Origin of the sequence: Hydrocarboniphaga sp. (genome assembly GCF_028291725.1) — a bacterium.
In the GTDB taxonomy this organism is placed as follows: Bacteria; Pseudomonadota; Gammaproteobacteria; order Nevskiales; family Nevskiaceae; genus Hydrocarboniphaga.
Genome location: NZ_JAQGNT010000063.1, coordinates 126,814 through 148,862 on the forward strand (window position 1 = coordinate 126,814; position 22,049 = coordinate 148,862).

General features: G+C 66.3%; 15 protein-coding genes. 7 read left to right on the forward strand and 8 right to left on the reverse strand.

The window, feature by feature from the left end; genetic code table 11:
* Positions 1–7: 7 nt before the first annotated feature.
* Positions 8–583 carry a DedA family protein gene (locus JWQ90_RS17695; protein ID WP_299696322.1) on the reverse strand — a complete coding sequence of 192 codons (576 nt, stop codon included), beginning with the start codon at positions 581–583 and terminating at the stop codon, positions 8–10.
* A 91-nt stretch (positions 584–674) separates the two neighbouring features.
* Between JWQ90_RS17695 and JWQ90_RS17700 the strand changes: the two genes are divergently transcribed.
* Positions 675–1,229, forward strand: coding sequence for a DUF1003 domain-containing protein (locus JWQ90_RS17700; RefSeq protein WP_299696323.1), 555 nt, complete (start codon positions 675–677; stop codon positions 1,227–1,229).
* A gap of 83 nt (positions 1,230–1,312) precedes the next feature.
* On the opposite strand, the gene JWQ90_RS17705 is transcribed toward JWQ90_RS17700, so the two are convergent.
* Together JWQ90_RS17705 and JWQ90_RS17710 are read right to left on the reverse strand one after the other, a co-directional pair.
* Positions 1,313–1,777, reverse strand: a complete 465-nt coding sequence (locus JWQ90_RS17705) for a hypothetical protein (RefSeq protein ID WP_299696324.1) — start codon at positions 1,775–1,777, stop codon at positions 1,313–1,315.
* A gap of 46 nt (positions 1,778–1,823) precedes the next feature.
* On the reverse strand, positions 1,824–3,032 hold the full coding sequence (locus JWQ90_RS17710) for an MFS transporter (RefSeq protein WP_299696325.1): 1,209 nt from the start codon (positions 3,030–3,032) through the stop codon (positions 1,824–1,826).
* A gap of 179 nt (positions 3,033–3,211) precedes the next feature.
* On the opposite strand from JWQ90_RS17710, the gene JWQ90_RS17715 reads away from it, so the two are divergent.
* The 6 genes from JWQ90_RS17715 to JWQ90_RS17740 all read left to right on the forward strand — a co-directional run bounded on the left by JWQ90_RS17715 (position 3,212) and on the right by JWQ90_RS17740 (position 14,634).
* The gene (locus tag JWQ90_RS17715) at positions 3,212–8,956 is read left to right on the forward strand and encodes an MG2 domain-containing protein (RefSeq protein WP_299696326.1); all 5,745 of its coding nucleotides are present in this window, start codon (positions 3,212–3,214) and stop codon (positions 8,954–8,956) included.
* 186 nt (positions 8,957–9,142) lie between these two features.
* A complete protein-coding gene (gene pbpC / locus JWQ90_RS17720) occupies positions 9,143–11,251 on the forward strand; it encodes a penicillin-binding protein 1C (RefSeq protein ID WP_299696327.1) in 2,109 nt (702 codons plus the stop codon).
* Between the two features lie 160 nt (positions 11,252–11,411).
* Positions 11,412–12,923 (forward strand): S8 family serine peptidase, encoded by a 1,512-nt coding sequence (locus JWQ90_RS17725; protein ID WP_299696328.1) that lies wholly within the window; start codon positions 11,412–11,414, stop codon positions 12,921–12,923.
* A gap of 174 nt (positions 12,924–13,097) precedes the next feature.
* Positions 13,098–13,547, forward strand: coding sequence for an antitoxin Xre-like helix-turn-helix domain-containing protein (locus JWQ90_RS17730; RefSeq protein ID WP_299696329.1), 450 nt, complete (start codon positions 13,098–13,100; stop codon positions 13,545–13,547).
* Positions 13,548–13,558: 11 nt separating this feature from the next.
* Positions 13,559–14,254: an RES family NAD+ phosphorylase gene (locus tag JWQ90_RS17735; protein WP_299696330.1), complete on the forward strand. Its 696-nt coding sequence runs from the start codon at positions 13,559–13,561 to the stop codon at positions 14,252–14,254.
* Positions 14,255–14,268: 14 nt separating this feature from the next.
* Positions 14,269–14,634, forward strand: coding sequence for a YajD family HNH nuclease (locus JWQ90_RS17740; RefSeq protein ID WP_299696331.1), 366 nt, complete (start codon positions 14,269–14,271; stop codon positions 14,632–14,634).
* 83 nt (positions 14,635–14,717) lie between these two features.
* On the opposite strand, the gene JWQ90_RS17745 is transcribed toward JWQ90_RS17740, so the two are convergent.
* From JWQ90_RS17745 to JWQ90_RS17765, 5 genes are all read right to left on the reverse strand, one after another.
* Complete coding sequence (locus JWQ90_RS17745; RefSeq protein ID WP_299696332.1) at positions 14,718–15,422, reverse strand: GntR family transcriptional regulator; 705 nt, start codon at positions 15,420–15,422, stop codon at positions 14,718–14,720.
* Complete coding sequence (locus JWQ90_RS17750) at positions 15,419–16,906, reverse strand: efflux transporter outer membrane subunit (RefSeq protein ID WP_299696333.1); 1,488 nt, start codon at positions 16,904–16,906, stop codon at positions 15,419–15,421. Before JWQ90_RS17750 ends, JWQ90_RS17745 begins: the two co-directional genes overlap by 4 nt.
* The gene (locus tag JWQ90_RS17755) at positions 16,903–18,096 is read right to left on the reverse strand and encodes an efflux RND transporter periplasmic adaptor subunit (RefSeq protein WP_299696334.1); all 1,194 of its coding nucleotides are present in this window, start codon (positions 18,094–18,096) and stop codon (positions 16,903–16,905) included. Before JWQ90_RS17755 ends, JWQ90_RS17750 begins: the two co-directional genes overlap by 4 nt.
* 61 nt (positions 18,097–18,157) lie before the next feature.
* A complete protein-coding gene (locus JWQ90_RS17760) occupies positions 18,158–21,334 on the reverse strand; it encodes an efflux RND transporter permease subunit (protein WP_299696335.1) in 3,177 nt (1,058 codons plus the stop codon).
* Between the two features lie 140 nt (positions 21,335–21,474).
* Positions 21,475–21,972, reverse strand: a complete 498-nt coding sequence (locus tag JWQ90_RS17765; RefSeq protein ID WP_299696336.1) for a GreA/GreB family elongation factor — start codon at positions 21,970–21,972, stop codon at positions 21,475–21,477.
* Positions 21,973–22,049 lie beyond the last annotated feature (77 nt).

A 22,049-nucleotide genomic window follows, 5' to 3' on the forward strand; every position in this document is an offset into this window, starting at 1 on the left:
CCCCAACCTACCGATCTTCGCGCCTGCGTCGCAGCCCGCTGATCAACAGGTACAGCAGCCAGCTCGCCACGCCGAGTACCAGCACACCGAGCAGCAATTCCTTGGGCCGGATCGGGCGGCCGATCAGGCTCGACAACGCGGCCCCGAGCCCCCAGCCGGCCGCAGTCAGCAGCACCGTCCACAAGGCACCGCCCGCAACGTTCAACAAGGCAAAGCGCATCACCGGGTAGCCGCGAGCGCCGAGCAGCACCGGCGTGATCGTGCGCACCAGCGGCACCGGCAAAAAACGAAACAGCACGACGAACATCGTGCCGTAGCGGCTCAGCAGGCGATCGACGAAAGCCAGCCGCCGGCGCCAGGCCGGACGGCGATCGATAAACGGCTGGCCGAAATGGCGGCCGATCTGAAACCAGATCTGGTCACCGAGCACGCCGCCGAAAAAAGCCACTGCGAGCACCAGCGGCAGCGACAGCAGGCCGCGATGCGCCATCGCACCCGCGGCCAGCAACGTGGTCTCGCCCTCGAACAGCGTGCCGAACACGATCGCGACATAACCCCAGCGAGCGATCAGCTCTTCGATCACGAAACAATGCGCCGTGTGAGGAGTCCGGCATGCAGGAACATAATGGTCATCTGCCGATGATGCCACGGCGCGATAGCCAGGAGCCTGACCGATGAGCCAAACCCAAACCCCCGCAGCCGCCGCATTGCGCTGGATCGGCAAGGCCCGCATGCACCTCGACGAGAACGAGCTTGCGGTGCTCGAGCAGGTCGAGCAGCGGCGCGCGCTGACCACGAAGCTGCACGATCAGGACGAGGCGGCTACTTTCGGAGAGCGCCTTGCGGATAGTGTTGCCTCCTTTGGCGGCTCCTGGCGCTTCATCCTGATCTTCACCGGGCTGCTGCTGGCGTGGACCGTTTTCAACACCGAACTGCTAGGCAGAACGGCGTTCGATCCGTATCCGTACATCTTTCTGAATCTGCTGCTGTCGATGACCGCAGCGCTGCAGGCGCCGGTGATCATGATGTCGCAGAACCGCCAGAACGCCCGCGACCGGCAGAGCGCCGAAAGCGACTACGCGGTCAACCTGAAGGCCGAGATCGAAATCATGGCGCTGCACGAGAAGTTCGACGCGATGCGCACGGACCAGATCATCGCGCTGCTGGAGCGCCAGCAGGCGCAGATCGAAGAGCTGACCCTGCTGGTGCGGGGACAGACCATCGGGTAGCCCGATCGTAGGTCGGCAATCCCTTGCCGACATGCACCCGCGGATGCGCAATCACCGCCTCACGTCGGCAAGGGATTGCCGACCTACGGGCTTCGCCTTGCCTGTTTTGCGGCCAGCGCGATAGGAACACCGAACAGCAGCATGTGGGACAGCAGATCCAGCACCGTTGCCAGCGGCTTGAAATGCACCGGATGCGGGAATGCCGACAGCGGCAGCACGATCAGCCGCATCACCAGAAACACGCCGATGCCGAACACGATGCCGGAAAGCAGCGCCTGCCGGCTCAGCAGCGGAACCCGTCGCGCCGCGGCCAGAAACAGGCCGGCCAGCAGAAAGGCGATCGCGAAGTGCAGCGCCAGCCCCAACGCCGCGGTCCACGCGCCGCCGGAATAGGCCGCCTTGCCGAGCAGGCCGCTGGCGACGGTCTGCAACAGCCGAGTAGGCGGCACGCCGTTGTAGGCCGCGAAAGAAATGGCAAAAACGATGTCCAGCGTGCCGGCAATGGAGCCGCCCACCAGGATCGCCCATAAGCTCGATCGTCGCGTCATCGGTTTCTCGGCAAATTATTGGGGTCGCTGCACATCGACGAGGTTATCACTGGCATCGCGGTCGATCAGCTTCGGCCTTGAATGGTTCGACGCGCAGCGCCTGCACCAGCAGCAGCTGCAACAGCAGCAATCCGGCGAACGCGTAGCCGGCCAGGCTCCACAGTTGGTGGTCGGCCAGATACGACAGCGCATAGATCACCGCGGCCGCGCCGGCATTGCCGGCCAGCCAAAACGCGCTCATCGCCAGGCCACCGTGATGATCGCCGGCCAGCTCGCTGACGGTATCGAGCAGCAGCGGCAGCGGCGCGAGCATGGTGACGCCGAGCACCACGCCGATCGCGCACAGCAGCGGTAGTTCGTTGGAGCGGGTCAGCATCAAGGTCAGCGGAATACCGAGCGCCGCGGCGAGACTCAAGGTCAGGCGCAGGCGCGCGGCGAGCACCGGCAAGGCCGGCACGAACACCATGCCGGCGACGCCGCCGGCGAGCATCGCCAGCGCGACGTAGCCGGCGGCGTCCGCGTTCAGGCCGTTGGCGCCGAGCATCGGCTCGATCCAGGTGAACAGCGCGTTGAAGAAACCGTTGCCGATGAAGATCAGCGCGAACAGCAGCAGCAAGGCGGGCTGGGTCAGCAGAAAGCGCGCGCTGCTTTTACCTGAAGGCGCGGCCATTGTGTCGCCGATCGGAGCCGGTGGATCGCGCGGCACCAGCGCGAACACCAGTGCGGCGACGATCGCCAGCACGATCGTATCGATCGACTGCGAGGCCGCGACGTCGCCGGCCGACAGCGGGATCAGCACGAAGGCCGCACCGAGGCCGACGAACAGCGCCAGCGTGCCGACCGCGGTCGCCTGCAGTCGTTGTTCGGGCTCGAACCAGACGCGCGCCAGCGGCGCCAGCGACGACATCAGCATCGGCTGCACCAGCGCGATCAGGATCTGTCCCGCCAGCAGGCCGGCAAAACCCGGCCACAGCTCGCGCAGCAGCGCGCCCGCCAGCAGCACGCCGGCGACCAGGCGAAGACCGGAGCGCAGGCTGAGCCGGTCGACCCAGGCGCCGCTGGGCAGCGCCAGCGGCAGGAACAACAGCGGGAACACCAGCGACAGCCAGCCTACGGTTCCGACGGATACGCCGTACTGCGCGGCCACGTCGTTGGCGATGGGCGCGAAGCGCAGCCATTGGAACTGCATCAGCGCGTTGAGCAGCGCGTAAAGCGTCAGGACGCGCCAGCGCGCTGAGATCGAGGTCGGAGTCATGCCCACGACTATCGCAAGAAAAATGCGAGTACACCCCTGATGAGCCGGATTTCTTCACTGGTAGGAGCGGGTCATACCCGCGACTCAGGCTCCACCGGCACAGTCGCGGGTATGACCCGCTCCTACAGTCCGGTCACGACAAGCAGCTACAGTAGCTAAAAACCAGGGAGGGGAACCTGATGCGTCAGATGCCGCTGTTGCTGCTCGCATTGTGCTGGCCGGCGCTGGCCGGCGCCGCCCAGGTGCAGAGCTTTTCTCCCCAGGGAACGGTGCGCGACGTGCGCCAGGTGACGGCGCGCTTCTCCGAGCCGATGGTGCATTTCGGCGATCCGCAGCTGGCCGATCCGTTCACCGTGGACTGCGCGGCCACCGGCCATGGACGCTGGGCCGACGAGCGCAACTGGGTCTACGACTTCGAGGCCGACATGGCGGCCGGCCAGTCCTGCCACTTCAGCCTGAAGCCGGACATCAGGAGCGTCGCCGGCGCTGCGGTCACCGGCAAGAAAGAATTCAGCTTCGCAACCGGAGGGCCTGCAGTTCGTGCGGCGATGCCCAGTGAAGGCGCGCAGACGGTCGATGCCGACCAAGTCTTCCTGCTCGCACTCGATGCCCCGGCGACCAAGGCCGGCATCGAGGCGCATGCCTATTGCGCGGTCGCCAATCTCGCCGAACGCCTGCCGTTGCAGCTGGTCGAGGGCCAGGAGCGCGACGCAGTGCTGGCGCAGCGCCGGTCGCTGAGCTACTCGTACTACCGCGTGCTGTTCAAGAACGGTGGCACCGATTACCTGCAGATGAAAAGCGACGAGCTGGCGCGTCGCGAACGCGATATCGCGGTGCTGCGCTGCTCGCGCCCGCTGCCGGAAGACACCGAGTTCGACCTGGTCTGGGGCAAGGGCATCGCCACCGCCGGCGGCACTGCAACCACCATCGATCAGGTGCTGAAATACAAGACGCGGCCGGCGTTCGGCGCCAGCTTCAGCTGCGACCGGGTCAATGCCGATGCGGCCTGCGTGCCGGTGCTCGCGATGAGCCTGCGCTTCAGCGCGCCGGTGCCGACCCAGCTGGCGATGCAGATCCGGCTCAAGGGCAGCGGCGACACGCGCGAGCCGGAAGCCGCCGACGAGGACTCGCCTTTCGTCGATCGCGTCGAGTTCAAGCCGCCGTTCCCGGAATCGTCGGCGCTGGAGCTGCAGCTGCCGTCGGACTTCCACGACGATGCCGGCCGCCGGCTGGCGAACGCCGGCAGCTTTCCGCTGAAAATCGCCACCGACAGCGCGCCGCCGCTGCTCAAGTTCAGCGGCGAATTCGGCATTCTCGAAGCCAGCGAAGGCGGCGTGTTGCCGGTGACTTTGCGCGATGTCGAGGACCCGGTCGGCGCGAGCCGCATCGGCGGCGCGAGCAAGCGCATCGACGACGAAGCCGAAGTGCTGCACTGGATCTCGCGAGTCAAATACGCGATGAGCGGCCACTGGGATCAAGAGGCCTATACGCAACCGGGCATCGCCTCGGTGTTCGCCGACAGCAGCAGCGAGCACTTCGAACTGACGCGGCCCGCCGGCGGCAAGGCCTTCGAGGTGATCGGCATTCCGCTCAAAACGCCGGGCTTCTACGTGGTCGAGCTGGCCAGCCCGCGTCTGGGCGCGGCGCTGCTGGGCAAACCGGCGCCGCGCTTTGTCGCGACCACCGCGCTGGTCACGAATCTGGCAGTGCATTTCAAATGGGGCCGCGAAGGATCGCTGGCCTTCGTCACCACGCTGGACACTGGCAAACCGGTCGCAGCCGCGGCACTGAAAATCGTCGACGGCTGCGACGGCTCGCCGCTGTGGAGCGGCGATACCGGCGCTGACGGCATCGCGCGCATAGCCGGCCTGAAAAAACCGCAGACCTATTCAAGCTGCGATGACAACGCCGACCATCCGCTGATGGTGAGCGCCAAAAAGGACGGCGATTTCTCGTTCGTGATGTCGAGCTGGGCCGACGGCATTTCGCCCTCGGATTTCAATCTGAATATCGGCCTCTGGGATACGCCGACGATCGCCCACACGGTGTTCGATCGCAGCCTGTTCCGCGCCGGCGAAACCGTGTCGATGAAGCATTACTGGCGTCAGCACGGCAAGGACGGCATCGGAGTGCCTTTGGTGCGGCCGGACAAGCTGATCATCGAGCACAACGGCAGCGAGGAACGCATCGAATTGCCGGTGAGTTTCGACGATCACGGCATCGCCGAGTCGCAGTGGCAGATTCCCAAGACCGCCAAGCTCGGTGAATACAGCCTGCGTTTTGAAGGCCCGGACGATCTGTCGGCCGACGCCGGCTCGTTCCGCGTCGAGCAGTATCGCGTGCCGCTGATGCGCGCCCTGGTGCAGCCGCCGGAAGCGCCTGCCATCGCGGTTACCGAACTGCCGCTGGATCTGTATGTCGGCTATTTCAGCGGCGGCGGTGCGGCCGGCCTGCCGGTCAAGCTGCGCACGCAGCTGCAACCACGCGAGCTCAGCTTCAAGAGTTACCCGGGCTTCACCTTCGACAGCCAGCCGATCAAGCCCGGCATCGAGGAGAACGGCGATGGCGGCTTGTTCCCGGACGACAACGCCGACGCGGCAGCGGACGCCCGCGCGACGCCGAAGCCGAGCCGCACGCTGCCGCTGAGCCTGGACGCGAACGGTTCGGCGCACAGCACGATCAGCGAACTGCCGCGGTCCGAGCGCGCGCAGACTCTGGTCGCAGAACTCGAGTATCCCGACGCCAACGGCGAACTCGCCAGCGTGCGTACGAGCACGCCGCTGTGGCCGGCGGCGCTGGTCGTTGGCGTGGCTACCGAGGGCTGGGGCTCGGCCCGTGATCAGCTGCGCTTCCAGACCGTGGTGCTCGATCTGAAAGGCCAGCCGCTGAAGAACCGCGCGGTAACTGTCGCCTTGTATCAGCTGAAGACGCACTCGTATCGCAAGCGCCTGGTCGGCGGCTTTTACGCGTACTCGCACAGCAGTGAAACCATCAAGCTGGATGAGAATTGCAGCGGCCGCACCGACGCGAACGGCCTGCTGTTCTGCAAGCTCGATCCGGGCGTGTCCGGCCAGGTCTTGATCGAAGCCGTCGCCCGCGACGACGCCAAGCGCGCGGCGCGCGCGGTGGCCAGCACCTGGATCGCCGGCGCCGACCAATGGTGGTTCGCTCAGGGTGATTCCGACCGCATGGACCTGATTGCGGACAAACGCGAAGTCGAGCCTGGCGAGAAGCTCAAGCTGCAGGTGCGCATGCCGTTCCGTCATGCCACCGCGCTCGTGACAATCGAACGCGAAGGCGTGATCGACGCCTTCGTCACCGAGCTGTCGGGGCGCGAGCCGGTGATCGAGATCGCGATGCTGGACCGCTACGCGCCGAACGTGTTCGTGTCGGTGCTGGCGCTGCGTCCGCGCATCAGTGACTTCCGCTCGAAGTTCTACAGCTTTCTGCGCTGGCTGGGCCTGGATCGCTGGCTGAAGCTCGACGGCGGCAATCCGACCGCGATGGTCGATCTGTCCAAGCCCGCGTACCGGCTCGGCATGACCGCGGTCGATGTCGGCTGGGCCGCGCATCGTCTCGAGGTCACGGTGAAACCGCAGCAGCAGACCTACAAGACGCGGGGTGTGGCCAAGGTCGATGTGCAGGTCAAGCCAGTCGGCAGCGGCAAGATGCCGGACGCCGCCGAGATCGCATTCTCGGCGGTCGACGAAGCCCTGCTCGACCTGCTGCCGAACACCAGCGTGAACCTGCTCGACGCGATGATGCAGCGTCGCGGCATCGAGGTGTTCACCTCGACCGCGCAGATGCAGGTGGTCGGCAAGCGACATTTCGGCCGCAAGGCGCTCGCGCCCGGCGGTGGCGGTGGCCGCGGCGCGCCGCGCGAAATGCTCGACAGCCTGTTGCTGTGGAAAGGCCGCGTGCCGCTGGATGCGCAAGGCCGCGCAAGCGTGGAAGTGCCGCTCAACGATGCGCTGACCGCGTTCCGCCTGACCGCGGTCGCCAGCGCCGGCCTGGACCGCTTCGGCGAAGGCCACGCCAGCATCCGCACGACCCAGGACATCCAGATCCTGTCCGGCCTGCCGCCGCTGGTGCGCGAGAACGACCGCTACGATGCGATCTTCACGGTGCGCAATACCACCGCGGAGGCACAGCCGATCATCGTCGATGCCGAAATCCTGGTGCCGGGCCAGGACGCGCCGATCAGGCAGACCCTGGAGTTGACGATCCCGGGCAACACCGCGGCACCGGCGCGCTTCAACTTCCAGGTGCCCTACGGTATCGACAAGCTCGCCTGGACCGTGACCGCCGAAAGCAAGGACGGCACGCAGACGCTCGACGCGCTGAAGATCGCGCAGCAGGTGGCGCCGGCTTATCCGGTGCGCGTGGTCCAGGCGACGCTGCTGCAACTCGATGGGCATTACGAGATGCCGATCGCCAAGCCCGCCGATGCGATTGTCGACCGGGGCATTACGCGCGGTGGCGTGCGCGTGAACCTGTCGCCGTCGCTGACCAGCAGCCTGGACAGCGTGCGTGCCTGGATGAACGACTACGTCTACAGCTGCGCCGAGCAGATCGCATCCAAGGCGATCGCGCTCGGCGATCGCGCGATGTGGGACGCGCAGATGTCCGGAATCTCCGCCTACCTGGACAGCGACGGCCTGGTGAAATACTTCCCCGCCGGCTGGCTGGAAGGCAGCGACACGCTGACCGCCTACCTGCTGCAGATCGCCGACGAAGCCGGCTGGGAAATCCCCGAGAACGAACGGATGCGCATGCTGGCCGGCCTGGAGCATTTCGCCGAAGGCCGGCTGCAGCGCGGCATGCGTGTCAACAACGCCAGCGTCACCGAGCGCAAGCTGGCCGCGATCGAGGCGCTGTCGCGCTTCGATCGCGCCAAGCCCGAGTGGCTGAGCACGATCACGATCGATCCGAACCTCTGGCATACCTCGGCGCTGATCGACTGGATCGGCATCCTGCAGCGCGTCAAGGGTGTGCCCGAGCATGACCAGCGACTGGCCGAGGCGAAGACGCTGCTGCGTTCGCGGCTGAACTTCCAGGGCAGCACGATGACGTTCTCGGCCGAACAGGACGATGCGCTGTGGTGGCTGATGATCTCGGCCGATGTCAACGCAGTGCGCGCGGTGCTGGCCCTGCTGCCGGAAGCGGACTGGCACGAGGATATGCCGCGACTGGTGCGCGGCGCCGTCGGCCGGCAGCTGCGCGGCCACTGGAACCTGAGCACCGCCAACGCCTGGGGCACGCTGGCGCTGAACCAGTTCGCGGCTCAGTTCGAGCGCGAAGCCGTGACCGGCACCACCAGCGCGAAACTCGCCGCCGACACGCAGCAGCACGTTTGGAAAGACCGACAGCCGGCAACGCTGGACCTGGCCTGGCCGGCCGCTACCGGTGTGCTGTCGCTGGATCACGGCGGCAGCGGCGCGCCCTGGGTCACGGTGCAGAGCCGCGCCGCGATTCCGCTGCGCGAGCCGTACTCCTCGGGCTATCGCATCACCCGCACGGTGACGCCGGTCGAGCAGAAAATCCAGGGCCGCTGGACGCTGGGCGACGTCGCGCGAGTGCGGCTCGACATCGACGCGCAGTCGGACATGACCTGGGTGGTGATCGACGATCCAATTCCGGGCGGCAGCAGCCTGCTCGGCGGCGGCCTGGGGCGCGATTCGCAACTGCTGTCGCAGGGTGATCGCAAGGACGGCGACGCCTGGCCGGCCTTCGAGGAACGGCGCTTCGATTTCTACCGCGCCTACTACGCGTTCGTGCCCAAGGGCCGCTTCAGCACCGAATACACGCTGCGCTACAACAACGCCGGCCGCTTCGAAATGCCGGCGACGCATGTCGAGGCGATGTACTCGCCGGAGATGCTCGGCGAGCTGCCGAATGCGGCGGTGGAGGTGCTGGCTCCGTGACGATCACCACCGCTTGCTGTTCTCCCTCCCCCGCCTGCGGGGGAGGGCCGGGGTGGGGGCGAGTCGTCGCAGAGTGGCTCTGTCGTCGCGCCCCCATCCCGGCCTTCCCCCGCAGGCGGGGGAAGGAGACCCGCTCGAGCGAACGCTGAGATGCAGCGCCGAATATCCACACGCTCGATTGCTGTTGTGCTGGTCACCACGACCGCACTGATCGCGGCGGCCTGGCTGAACGAGGTCACGCACATCAGGCCGCCGCCCTCGCCGGCTGAGGTTCGCGCGAGCTATCGATCGTCCGAGGCGCAGCTGCTCGACCGGCATGGCGAAGTCGTGCAGACCCTGCGCCTGGATCTCGGCGGCCGGCGCCTGCAATGGACCTCGCTGGACCGGATTTCGCCGGCGCTGATCGATGCGGTGATCTCGGCCGAAGATCATCGCTTTCGCGCGCATGGCGGCGTCGATCTGCCTGCGGTGGTCGGCGCGATCCGCGATCGTCTGCGCGGCCAGGCACGGCGCGGCGCCAGCACGATCACGATGCAGCTCGCGGCGCAGCTCGATCCGGCGCTGAGCAGCCGGCGAGCGCGGCGCAGCCTGCTGCAGAAGTTGCGGCAGATGCGTGCGGCCCGCATGATCGAAAGCAGCTGGAGCAAGGACCAGATTCTCGAGGCCTATCTGAACCTCGTCAGCTTCCGCGGCGAGAGCCAGGGTGTCGCAGCGGCGGCCGCGGCGCTGTTCGGCAAGCACCCCGATGGCCTGACGAACGCGGAAGCCTGGACGCTCGCCGCGCTGCTGCCCGCGCCCGGCGCAGCGGCTGCCGTCGTCGCAAAACGCAGCTGCGCTCTGGCGGATCTCGCCGGCGACGAATGCGATGCACAGCAACGCGTCGCGCTCGACGCGTTGTCGCGACCCGCCGCGTCAACGCCCACCGACGAGCTCGCGCCGCATCTGGCGCGACGCCTGCTGCGCAAGCCCGGTGAAAGCCTGATCTCGACACTGGACGCGCGTACGCAGCGCATCGCACTGCATGCCTTGCGCGCGCAACTCGCGAGCCTGTCCGGCGAGCGCGTGCGCGACGGCGCCGCGGTGGTCGTCGACAACGCCAGCGGTGAGGTGCTCGCCTATGTCGGCTCGGCCGGCCCGGCCAGCCGCGCGGCACAGGTCGATGGGGCACGCGCACTGCGCCAGGCCGGCTCGACCTTGAAACCTTTCCTGTATTCGCTCGCGATCGAGCACCGCTGGCTGACCGCGGCCTCGCTGCTCGACGACGCGCCGGTGGCTCTCGAAGCCGGGCCCGGCCTGTATCTGCCGCAGAACTACGAACACGACTTCAAGGGCCTAGTCAGCGTGCGCACCGCGCTGGCCGGCTCGCTGAATATCCCAGCGGTCCGCACGCTGCTGCTGACCGGCGTCGATCGCTTCCGCGAGCGCCTGCACGATCTCGGCTACATCAGCGGGCTGACCGAATCCGGCGATTACTACGGCTATTCGCTGGCGCTGGGCTCGGCCGAAGTGAGCCTGCTGGAGCAGGTCAATGCCTACCGCACGCTGGCCAACGGCGGGCGCTGGTCAGCGCTGCGGCTGCAGCCTGACGCCGCAGCGCCGGTGATGCGCGGAGTGGTATCACCGCAGGCCGCGTGGATCGTCGAAGACATCCTCGCCGACCGCGGCGCGCGCTCGGTGACCTTCGATCTGGAGGGGCCGCTGTCGACGCCTTACCGCGCCTCGGTGAAGACCGGGACCAGCAAGAACCTGCGCGACAACTGGTGCATCGGCAGCACCGCGCGTTACACCGTCGGCGTCTGGGTCGGCAATTTTGAAGGCGATGCGATGCGCACCGTGTCCGGCATCACCGGCGCGGCACCGGCCTGGCGCGACATCTTCGACGAACTCGAGCGCGGCGATGCGCCGGTGACCGCAGCGCCGCCCGGATTGGTGCATCAGCCGGTCCGCTATGCAGACAGCATCGAGCCGCCGCGCGACGAGTGGTTTATCCAGGGCACCCAGGCCGCGCTGATTGCGCCCGCGGCGCGGACCGCCGAACGCGCTCGGCTGGTATCGCCGGCCAAGGGCAGCCTGATCGCGCTCGACCCGGATATCCCGCTCGATCGCCAGCATCTCAGCCTGCGTGCCGAGCCCGCCGCCGCCGGCCTGCGACTGTTGATGGACGGCCATGCGATCGGCAGCGCCGAGCAACCGCGCTTGTGGACGCCGCTGCCCGGAGCCCACCGGCTGGAACTGCTCGATGCCGCTGGCCGCAGCCTGGACAGCGTCGAATTCAGCGTCAGGGCGCCGCGATAGACAGGCGCGCCCATTTTGTGTAACTAAAGAAGGGGACTGGTTACATTCTGAGGCATTCCGGCAAAGATCTTGCCGCTCAAAGCGGCCGTCGCAGGCACTCGGGGCCTGCGTCCAGGATTCTTTGGGAATTAACTTTTAAGGTTTTTAGGGGAGATATTTCATGAAGCGTCAAATCGTTGCGGCCAGCTTGATGCTGGCCATAAGTGTGTCTGCGTTCGCTGCCAGTCAGCAGGAACGCGTTTTTGTGCAGTTCGCACCGGGCAAGGCGCAGGCCCTGCGCGAGCAGGTCGGCCGCGAAGGCGGCGTGATCCACTATCAGTTCGACGACCTGTCGACCCTGGTGGTCACCCTGCCGGAAGCTGCTGTGGCACGTCTGCAGAAGAACCGCGATGTCGTGCTGGTTGAAGAAGACGTCAAGCGCTACCCGATGGGCCAGACGACGCCCTGGGGTGTCAAACAGGTCCAGGCCAAACAAGTCTGGGACGCCAACAACGACGGCGTCGTCGACGCCGGTGCACCCACGGGCGCCGGCCGTACGCTGTGCATCATCGACTCCGGCATCGACCTGAATCATCCCGACCTGCAGGGTCTGTCGATTATCGGCGGCTATCCGTCCAACTACGGCACCGACAACTGTAGCCACGGCACTCATGTCGCCGGCACCATTGCCGGCGTAAACAACGACATCGGAGTGATCGGCGTGTCACCCGGCGCAGTCAGCCTGTACTTCGTCAAGGTGTTCGGCACCGACGACTCGATGTCCTGCGACTGGAGCTACGCATCGACCCTGGTCGACGCCGGCAAGCAGTGCCTTGCCAACGGCGCGTCAGTGATCAGCATGAGCCTGGGCGGCGGTCGCAAGAGCAAGACCGAAAAGAAGTTCTTCGACAACGCCGCGGCCAGGGGTGTACTGCCCGTCGCAGCAGCCGGCAACGACGGCACCACCGGCTACAGCTATCCGGCCAGCTACCCCTCGGTGATGTCGGTGGGCGCGATCGACAGCAACCTCGTGATCGCCTCGTTCTCGCAGCAGAACGACCAGGTCGACGTGGTTGCGCCCGGTGTCGACGTGTACAGCACCGTGTCGCACAAATATCAGGGCTCTCTCTCGGTCGACGGCGTGTCGTATTCGGCGATCTCGCTGGACAATTCGGCCCTGGGCAGCGTCAGCGGCGCCATGGTCGATGGCGGTCTGTGCTCGACCAGCGGTGCCTGGGCCGGCATGGTCGTGCTGTGCCAGCGAGGCGACATCACTTTCGCCGAAAAGGTTACGGCGGCTCAGAACGGTGGCGCAGTGGGCGTGATCATCTACAACAACGTCAGCGGCGGCTTCGCCGGCACCATGGGTGATACCCCTTCGACGATTCCGGCCGTGACCATCAGCATGGAAGATGGCGCGATTCTTCTGCCGATGGTCGGCACCGTCGCCAAGGTCAAGGTCAAAATCGTGTATGACACCTACGACTACTACAGCGGCACTTCGATGGCGACTCCGCACGTTTCGGCCGCTGCGGCGGTATTGCTGAGCAGCAACCCGGCGCTGACTGGCGCCGACGTGCGCTCGGCACTGGAATCAACCGCCAAGGATCTGGGTGACCCGGGCCTCGACAACGCCTATGGCTACGGCCTGATCCAGATGAAGAAGGCGCTGGATCAACTGAACGGGCAGTAAGCCCCGCCAGAGCGCCACGGCCGACCGGTTTCAGCCGGAGGCCACCCAACCGTCGCGGAGCGATCCGCGGCGGTTTTTTTTATTGAGCGCTACCCGAACCGTGGGGTCGAATCAGTTGCCCAGGATTTGGAATCTCAAGCTTGATTTGTACTTTAACGGACATATACTGTCCACATGAAAACGTATAGCCCCAGCATTCTCAGCGATGACGAGCGCCTCGGCGTGCAGGAAGCCCTGCCCGCCGGCCGAGTCACATATAGCAAGGACGAGCGCTCGCGCCTGGCCAAAATGATCACCCGGCTGTTTGAGCACTGGAGCGTCGATACCAGCGCGCAGGCCGAGTTGCTGGGCCTGTCCGGCGGCAGCCGGACCGCGGTCAGCCGCTATCGCCGGGGTACGCCGCTGCCGGAAAGCCGCGACCTGATCGACCGCGTCGGCAACCTGTTCGGCATCCACAAGAGCCTTCGCCTGCTCTATCCGCACAATCCCGAGCTGGTCTATCGCTGGCCAACACTGCGCAACAGCACGCTGGACCACTACACGCCGGTGGAAATCATGGTCGAGCAGGGCCTGCCGGGTATCGTCGCGATCCGCGGCTATCTCGATCACCTGCGCGGCCTGTAACGGCCGCAGCGATGGCGCTGTTCGATCAGGCGATTCACTACGAGGGCGATCTCTACCGCAACGTCGTCAGCCTGCGCGTGTCGCAGAACCTGGCCGACGACCTGAGCAGCGATCCGGACGACGCCGATCTGTTCGTGCGTGCGGAACTCGCGTCCAAGCCACGGCTGCCGGTGCCGGCGATCAACCGCCCCTTCGAAACTGGCTACGGCCAGGCCGTGCTGTATCCGTTCGTGCAGGCGCACTGGTTTGCCACACGCTTTTCCGACGGCAGCTACCCCGCCTGGTACGGATCGCTGGAACTCGAAACCACGGTCCACGAAACCGCCTATCACTTCCGTCGGCGCCTGATCGAGGAAGTCGGGCTAAGCCATCACGAGCGGCCGATTGTCGGTGAACGCCGCGTCTACCGAGTCGCGGCCGATGCGCTGATGATCGACCTGCGCGGCAAGCTCGGCGAGGAGCCTGGGCTGACCGATCCGCAGTCCTACGTGGTCTGCCAGCGCGTCGGCCGCGAACTGCAGCAGCGCCGTCATCCGGGCGCGCTGACACGATCGGCGCGCTGCGCCGGCGACAATGCCGTACTGTTCGACCAGCACTACTTGTCGAACGTGCGCGATCATTGCTACCTGACTTACCGCTACCAGCCGGCCGACGGCATGGTCGAAGTCGAACGCACGCCCGGGCAAACCTGGCTGCGCCTGAATTAGTCACAGAACCGACCATGCCGATCAACAAGACCATAGACCACGCCAAACTCGACCGGATCGTCGCCGACGCGCGCCGTGCCTCGGAGCAGCGCAACCTCGGCTACCGCGAGCGGGCGCTGAAGATGTATCCCTGGATCTGCGGCCGCTGCGCGCGGGAATTCACTCGCGCCAACCTGCAGGAACTGACGGTGCATCACCGCAACCACAATCACGATTTCAACCCGGAAGACGGCAGCAACTGGGAGCTGCTGTGCGTGTACTGCCACGACAACGAGCACTCGCGCTACACGGATTTCAGCGGCGATACCTCGGCACCGGATCGCAAGCCGGCGGCGACCGGCAATCCCTTCGCCGATCTGAAATCGCTGATGAAGAAGTAGCCCGTAGCCCGTAGGTTGGGGTGAGCTTGCGAACCCCAAAATGAGTTCCGCGCCTATGTTGGGGTTCGCAAGCTCACCCCAACCTACACGTTGGCGCTGTCGCTGAAAATTTCGATGAACACGCCGAAGATTCCGCGCAGGGCCGCGGCCGCACCCGGCCCGTCATCGGCACGCAGGCGTTCCAGCAAGGCCTCGTGCATCGGGTACATCGATGTCACGTCGCCGCCGGCGTCGGCGATGCGGCGCAATACCACGCGCGCGCGCACGTCCCAGATAAAGCTGTCCCAGGTGCGCAGAAAAGTCTGATTGTCGCTGGCCAGCACCAGCCGGCGGTGAAACTTCAGCGCGGCTTCGGCATGCGCGTCGCGGTCACGCCGATCCAGCGCGATGCGCATCTGTTCCAGCAGCACACCGAGTTCGTCGCAGAGCCCCGGCGCACAAGGCACTGCCAGCTCGGCGCAGCGCGCCTCGATCACCGAGCGCAACTCATAGGCTTCGCGCAGCGCGTCGACGTCAAAGGGCCGCACGCGCGTGCCGCGATACGGTTCCGACACGACCAGGTCGAGCGCAACCAACTCGCGCAGCGCTTCACGCACCGGCGCCTGGCTGACGTTGAATTCGCGTGCCAGGTTGAGCTCCTTGAAACGGAAATCCGACGGGTATGTGCCGTCCAGGATGCGCGAAATCAGCACATCGCGAATACGCGAATGCATGCAGGCGCGATTCAACGCGGGCTGCGACCCCACACCCGCCGATGCGTAACGGATGGCGGGCGTGACCGGTTTCATGGAGCCGCTGCCTGCGCGGCGGAAACGGCGCCATCCGCCGCTTCCAGCTGATCGCGCGACCAGCCGCCACCGAGCGCGCGCACCAGTTGCACCGCGGCGGTGACCCGGCGAACCCGCGCGTCCAGCGCCGCGCGCTGCGCGGACAGCGCGGCGGTTTGCGTGGTGGTCACTTCCAGATAGCTGGCGACGCCCGAGGCATAGCGTTTGTTGGCGTGAAACAGCGAGCGCTGAGCCGCAGCAGCCGCGGTCTCGTCGCTGGCGACTTCGTCTGCAAGATGCCGCAGCGCCGCCAGGTTGTCCTCGACTTCCTGATACGCCGTCAGCACGCTCTTGCGATAGTTGGCGACGGCCTCATCAAAGGCCGCGCGCGACTGGCGGCGGATCGCCGACAGCGCACCGCCATCGAGAATCGGCGCGGTCACGCTGGGGCCGATCGACCAGTAGCGGCTCGGCGCGTCGAACCAGTCCGAGGTTCTGGTCGCCTCGTATCCGCCGCCCGCGCTGAAGCCGAACACCGGGAACCACGCCGCCTTGGCGACCCCGATCTCAGCGTTTGCCGCCGCGACCTGGCGCTCCGCCGACGCGATGTCGGGGCGGCGCTGCAGCAGCGTCGACGGCAGGCTGGTGACGACCACCGGCGGCTCGCCGACGAATTCGGCCGGCGGCAGCGAAAACGCCGACGGGGCGAAGCCGAGCAGCACGGCGATGCCGTGTTCCAGTTGCGCACGCTGCAGCCTGGCAGCGGCGAGTTGCGCGCGCGTGTTGTTCAGCGTGGTTTCGGCCTGATCGACGTCGACGGCCGCGGCGATGCCGCCTTCGTAGCGATTGCGCGTCAGATCGAGCGCACGCTGGTAAGCCTTCAGGCTGTCTTCGAGCAGCCCGATGTCGGCATCGGTGCCGCGCAGCTGAAAGTACTGGCTGGCGAGCTCCGCCTGCAGGCTCAGCTGCAGGGCAGCGAGATCGCCTGCGCTGGCTTCGAGCCTGCGGTCGGCTGCGTTGCGCGCATTGCGCAGCCGGCCGAATACATCGATCTCCCATGACAGATTCAGCGACGCCAGGAAATCATTGCCGGTGCCGCTCACGCCGTCAGCGCCCGGTGCGTTTGCCGAAGCGCCCGCGCGCGTCGCCGCGGCATTCGCGGACAGCGAGGGATAAAGGCCCGACTGCGACTGCCGCGCCAGTGCGCGCGCCTGCTCGTAGCGTGCGACCGCGGCCTGCAGATCGGGACTGGCGGCGGCCAGCTGCGCCTGCAACTCGTCGAGCTTGGGATCGGCGAACGGTGCCCACCAGTGGCCGCGCGGCGCGGCGTCGGCAGGCTGTGCCGGCTGCCAGCCAGCAACGGGCTCGGCGGCTTCCTTGAAGCTGCTGCTCGCCGGCGCGGCCGGCGCCTGGTACGGCGGCGCCAGCGAACAAGCCGGCACCAGCGCCGCCGCCAGCAGCGGCAGCAGTTGTCGCAGCGGCGTTAACGGCGGGCGCCTGATCACGACTTCGCTTCCGCGACCGGCGGCACCGCGGCGGGCTGCACCAGGCGCACCCGGATGCCGTCGGTCATCGAATCCGAAGGCGCGATGATCACCTGATCACTGCGGCTGATACCGTCGACGATCTCGATCTGGGTGCCGAGATCGCGGCCCAGCTTGACCGGTTTCATCACCACTTTCTGATCCGGGCCGACCGTGGCGACGCGCAGGCCCGAGCCATTGAACAGCAGCGTATTCGACGGCAGCAGCAGCGCGCCGCTGCCGGTCTGCGCCGGGATCTTGAAGCGGACTTCGGCATACGCACCGGGCAGCAGCAGGCCATCGGCGTTGTCGACCTTGAGTTCCGCCAGCAAGGTGCGCGAGCCGGCGTCGAGCGCGCCCGAAGTCCGCGCGACCGTCGCCGTCACCGGCGTGCCGGGCCGATCGGGGAAACGCACTTCAGCAATCAGCCCGGGCTGCATCGATGCCGCGTATTGCTGCGGCACGCTGACGTAGAGTCGCAGCGAACGCATGTCGGCGATGCGGAACAGCTCACCGCCGCTGCTGCCGGAGGCGATCAACCGGCCCAGGTCGGTACTGCGCGCGGTGATCACCCCGTCGAAAGGCGCGACGATCTTCTTGAAGCCGGACAGCTCGCGCAGCCGCTGCAACTCGGCGCGAGCCGCGTTCAGCGAAGCGCTGCTCGCAGCGGCGGCGGCGATCTTCTCGTCGGCTTCCTGTTTGGAAACCGAATCGCTTTCACGCAGGTCGCGCCAGCGCTCGGCAGTGACCTGCGCGATCTTCTCGTTGGCCTGGGCGCTGGCGAGATCGGCCTGGGACGCGCGCAGCTGCTGATCGAGTTCCGGTGCATCGATCTCGGCCAGCTCCTGGCCGGCCTTGACCTTGGTACCGATGTCAACCAGCCAGTGCCGCAGGTAACCGTCGGTGCGCGCGTAAATCGGCGCCTCGGACTGCGCCTGCACATTGCCGGGCAACAGCAGTTCGAGCTCGCCGGCGGATGCCTGCGGCTTCACCACCTGCACCGGCTGGGCAATCTGCGCGTCGGTCGCTTTGTCCAGGCTGGCGCTGGCGCGATGCCGCGAAAACAGCCCCCAGGTGATCAGCACCCCCGCCACCACGATGATGATCAGGCTGGTGCGGGCCATGCCGCGCTGGCGCTGCGCATGGAGCATCTCGGGTGTCGGGGTTTGCATCGCGAATTCCTTGGGTGAAAGCTTGCGGCGGTCAGACGGCGGGTCAGATGCTGGGATGGACTCAGGCACGGGCCGCCTCGCGCGCTTCGCGGCGCCCGTGCAGCAACGTGAATACCGTGGGCACGAACAGCAGGGTCGCGAGCGTCGCCAGCAGCAAGCCGCCGATCACCGCGCGGCCCAGCGGCGCGTTCTGTTCGCCGCCTTCGCCGAAGCCCAGTGCCATCGGCATCATGCCGATGATCATCGCCAGCGCCGTCATCAGCACCGGGCGGAAACGCGTGTAGCCGGCGTCGAGCGCGGACTGCAGCGCGCTTGCGCCCTGTGCCAGGCGATCACGCGCAAAACTGACCATCAGGATCGAGTTGGCGGTGGCGACGCCCATGCACATGATCGCGCCGGTCAGTGCCGGTACCGACAAGGTGGTGCCGGTGATGAACAGCATCCAGGCGATGCCGGCCAGCGCCGCCGGCAACGCGCTGATGATGATGAAGGGGTCGAGCCAGGACTGGAAGTTGACCACGATCAGCAGGTAGACCAGCACGATCGCGCCGACCAGGCCGATCAGCAGGCCGGTGAACGAGGCCTGCATCGTCAGCAGCTGGCCGCGCGAGATGATGCGCGTGCCCTTGGGCAGATGCTGGCTGCTGTCGGCGACGATTTTGTCGATGTCCTTGCCGACGCTGCCGAGATCGCGATCCTGCACCGATCCATAGATTTCGATCACGCTCTGCGCATCGTACTTGGTGACGACCACCGGACCGAAGCCGCGCGTGATCGTCGCCAGGCCGCCGAGAATCTGCGGATCGCCGCCCGAAGTGCCGGCGCCAACCGGCAGGTTCTGCAGATCCTGCAGGCTGGCCAGCCGATGCTGTGGCGTCTGCGTGACGATCGGATATTGAATGCCGGTCTTCGGATTCAGCCAGAACGTCGGCGAGGTCTGCAGGCTGCCGGACAGCGCGATCAGCATGTTGCCGGCGATGTCGCGCTGCGAAAGTCCCAGCTGCTCGGAGCGCGCGCGGTCGGTGGCGACACGCAGCTCCGGCTGGTTGTTCGGCTGCTGGATACGCAGGTCGACCAGACCCGGAACATGGCGCAGTTTCTCGAGCAGCCGGTTCGCGAGTTCGCGGTTATCCGGGCTGTTGCCGGAAATCTGCACATTGATCGGCGACGGCAGACCGAAGTTCAGAATCTGGCTGACGATGTCGGCCGGCAAGAACGAGAACGTGCTGCCGGTGAATTTCTCCGGAAGGATTCTGCGCAGCTCGCGCACGTAATCCTCGGTCGGGCCGTGGCCCTCCTTGAGCTGTACCAGGATGTCGGCGTCGCCCGAACCGATCTGGCCGGAATTGCTGTATGTCAGGTTGATGCCCGACGACGGCAGGCCGATGTTGTCGACCATGCTTTCGATCTCGCCCTGAGGAATCGTGCGGCGGATCTCAGCTTCGACGTGATCGATCAGCACCGCGGTTTCCTCGACGCGCGTACCGCTGGGGGCGCGCACGTGCAGCTTCATCTGGCCGGCGTCGATCGCCGGGAAGAAATTGCGACCCAGCGTCGGGAACAACAGCGTCGACAGCAGCATCGCGCCCAGGAACAGGCCGATGAACAGGCCGCGATGATCCATCGTCGATGTCAGCACCGCGTGATAGCGGGCGCGGACGCGCTCGAAGCGCGACTCGAAAGCGCCCTGGAAGCGCTGGAACACATTGCGCCGCGATTCCTGGCCGGGCTCGAGCGGCTTGTGCTCGTGCAGCCAGTACATCGACAGCGTCGGCACCAGCGTCCGCGACAGCAGGAACGACGCGATCATCGCAAACACCACCGCCTCGGCCAGCGGCACAAACAGATAGCGCGCGACACCGGACAACATGAACATCGGCACGAACACGATACAGATCGACAGCGTCGACACCAGCGCCGGCACCGTAATCTGCTGCGATCCCTCGAGGATCGCGGTCTTCACGTCGGCGCCTTCTTCCAGAAAGCGATTGATGTTCTCGATGGTCACCGTCGCATCGTCGACCAGGATGCCGACCGCCAGCGCCAGGCCGCCGAGCGTCATGATGTTGATGGTTTCGCCTAGCGCGTTGAGGGCCAGGATCGAGGCGATGATCGCCAGTGGAATCGAGATCGTGATGATCAGGGTGCTGCGCCAGCTGCCGAGGAACAGCAGGATCATCAGCGCGGTCAGCGCGGCGGCGATCAGGCCTTCGGTGACCACGCCCTTGACTGCGGCCTTGACGAAGACAGACTGGTCGCCGGTGGCGTTGATCTCGGCACCCTCGGGCAACTGTTCGCGAATGAACGGCAGGCGCTGCTTGATCGTGCTGACGATGTTCAAGGTCGACGCCGAGCCGGTCTTCTGGATCGTCATCAGCACCGCGCGCTGGCCGTTGACGCGCACCACATTGGTCTGCGGCGGATGGCCGTCATGCACATGCGCGACGTCGCGCAGGTAGGTAACCGTGCCGTTGACGTTGCGCAGCGGCAGATTGTTGAGCTCGTCCAGCTCCAGCGGGCTGGCGTTGAGCTTGACGTTGTATTCGGTGTTGCCGATCTTCTGCGTGCCTGCCGGGATGATCAGGTTCTGGTTTCCGATCGCGGTGTTGACGTCGGCCGGCGTCAGGCCCTGCGCCAGCAGCTTGGCCGGCTCCAGATCGACCATCACCTGGCGCTGCGCACCACCGAACGGGAACGGAATCGAGGCGCCGGCCACCGTCGCCAGCTGCGCGCGGATGAAGGAGTTGCCGAAGTCGAACAGTTCGGACTCGGCGAGCTTGGTCGACGACAGCGCCAGCTGCAGGATCGGCACCGTCGACGCGTTGTACTTGAGCACCAGCGGCGGCTGCACGCCCGAAGGCATGTTGCGCAAGGTGGTCTGCGCAAACGCGGTGATCTGGGCCATCGCCAGGTTGATGTCGACCCCGGGCTGGAAGAACACCTTGATGACGGTGACGCCCGGGTAGGAGGTGGATTCGACGTGCTCCACGTCGTTGACGATGGTCGTCACCGGCCGCTCGAAGTTCGAGGTGATGCGGCCCGACACCTCGTCGGGCGGCAGGCCGCTGTAGTTGTAGACCACGCCGATGACCGGGATGCGGATGTCCGGGAAGATATCGGTGGCCATGCCCGGCTGGATCGGCGTACCGATGACCACCAGCGCCCCCAGCAGGGGTAGCAGAATCGCGAGGACGATGAAGGTGTACGGCCGGTCCAGCGCGATGCGAACAATCCACATGAGGGCAGTCTTCCAGACGGCGGCGGCAGGGCTGAAGGTGGCCTGCCAGATCATCGATTATCGATAATTTACCGATCGCTTGGCAAGACCGATCGGTAACAAGTTGAATCGATCATGCCGTGGACGAGCCCGTCCGGGCGCTAATCGTCGGCGACGCCGATGTCGGCAATTCGAACGTCGAGATCGCCTGCAGGCCTCGGCCAGGTCACGATGTCGCCCCGCTTAGCTCCGTCGACGGCGCGCGCCAGCGGGGCCACCCAGCTGAGCAGGCCTTCAGCCGGGTCGGCCTCGTCCTCGCCGACGATCCGATAACGATGCCGGGTACCGGACTCCAGCTCCACCAGTTCGATGCAGTGGCCGAAGGCGACGCGCTCGGGCCGGTAATCCGGTTCGGATGAAAGCTCGATCGCCGCCAGCAGCCGCGCCTGCAGCCAGCGCAGCTCGCGTTGCAGACTGGAACGCTCGCCGGCGTGTAGCGGCGCGTCGCCAATCAGCGCCAGCCGCCGCTGGCACGTATCGAAGCGCTCGCGCAACAGGCGCAGCCCGCGCGGGGTCACATAATTGGGATGCGAGCTCAGCGGCATGTCGCCGGTGTCGTCTGCCGGCGTATCGGATTCCTTGACGAAGGCGCGGCTCATGCAGGATGGAGCGCAGGCGACGCCGAAGGTTCAATCGAAGCGGGAGTAACCCGTAGGGTCATGACCCGCCGCTTGTA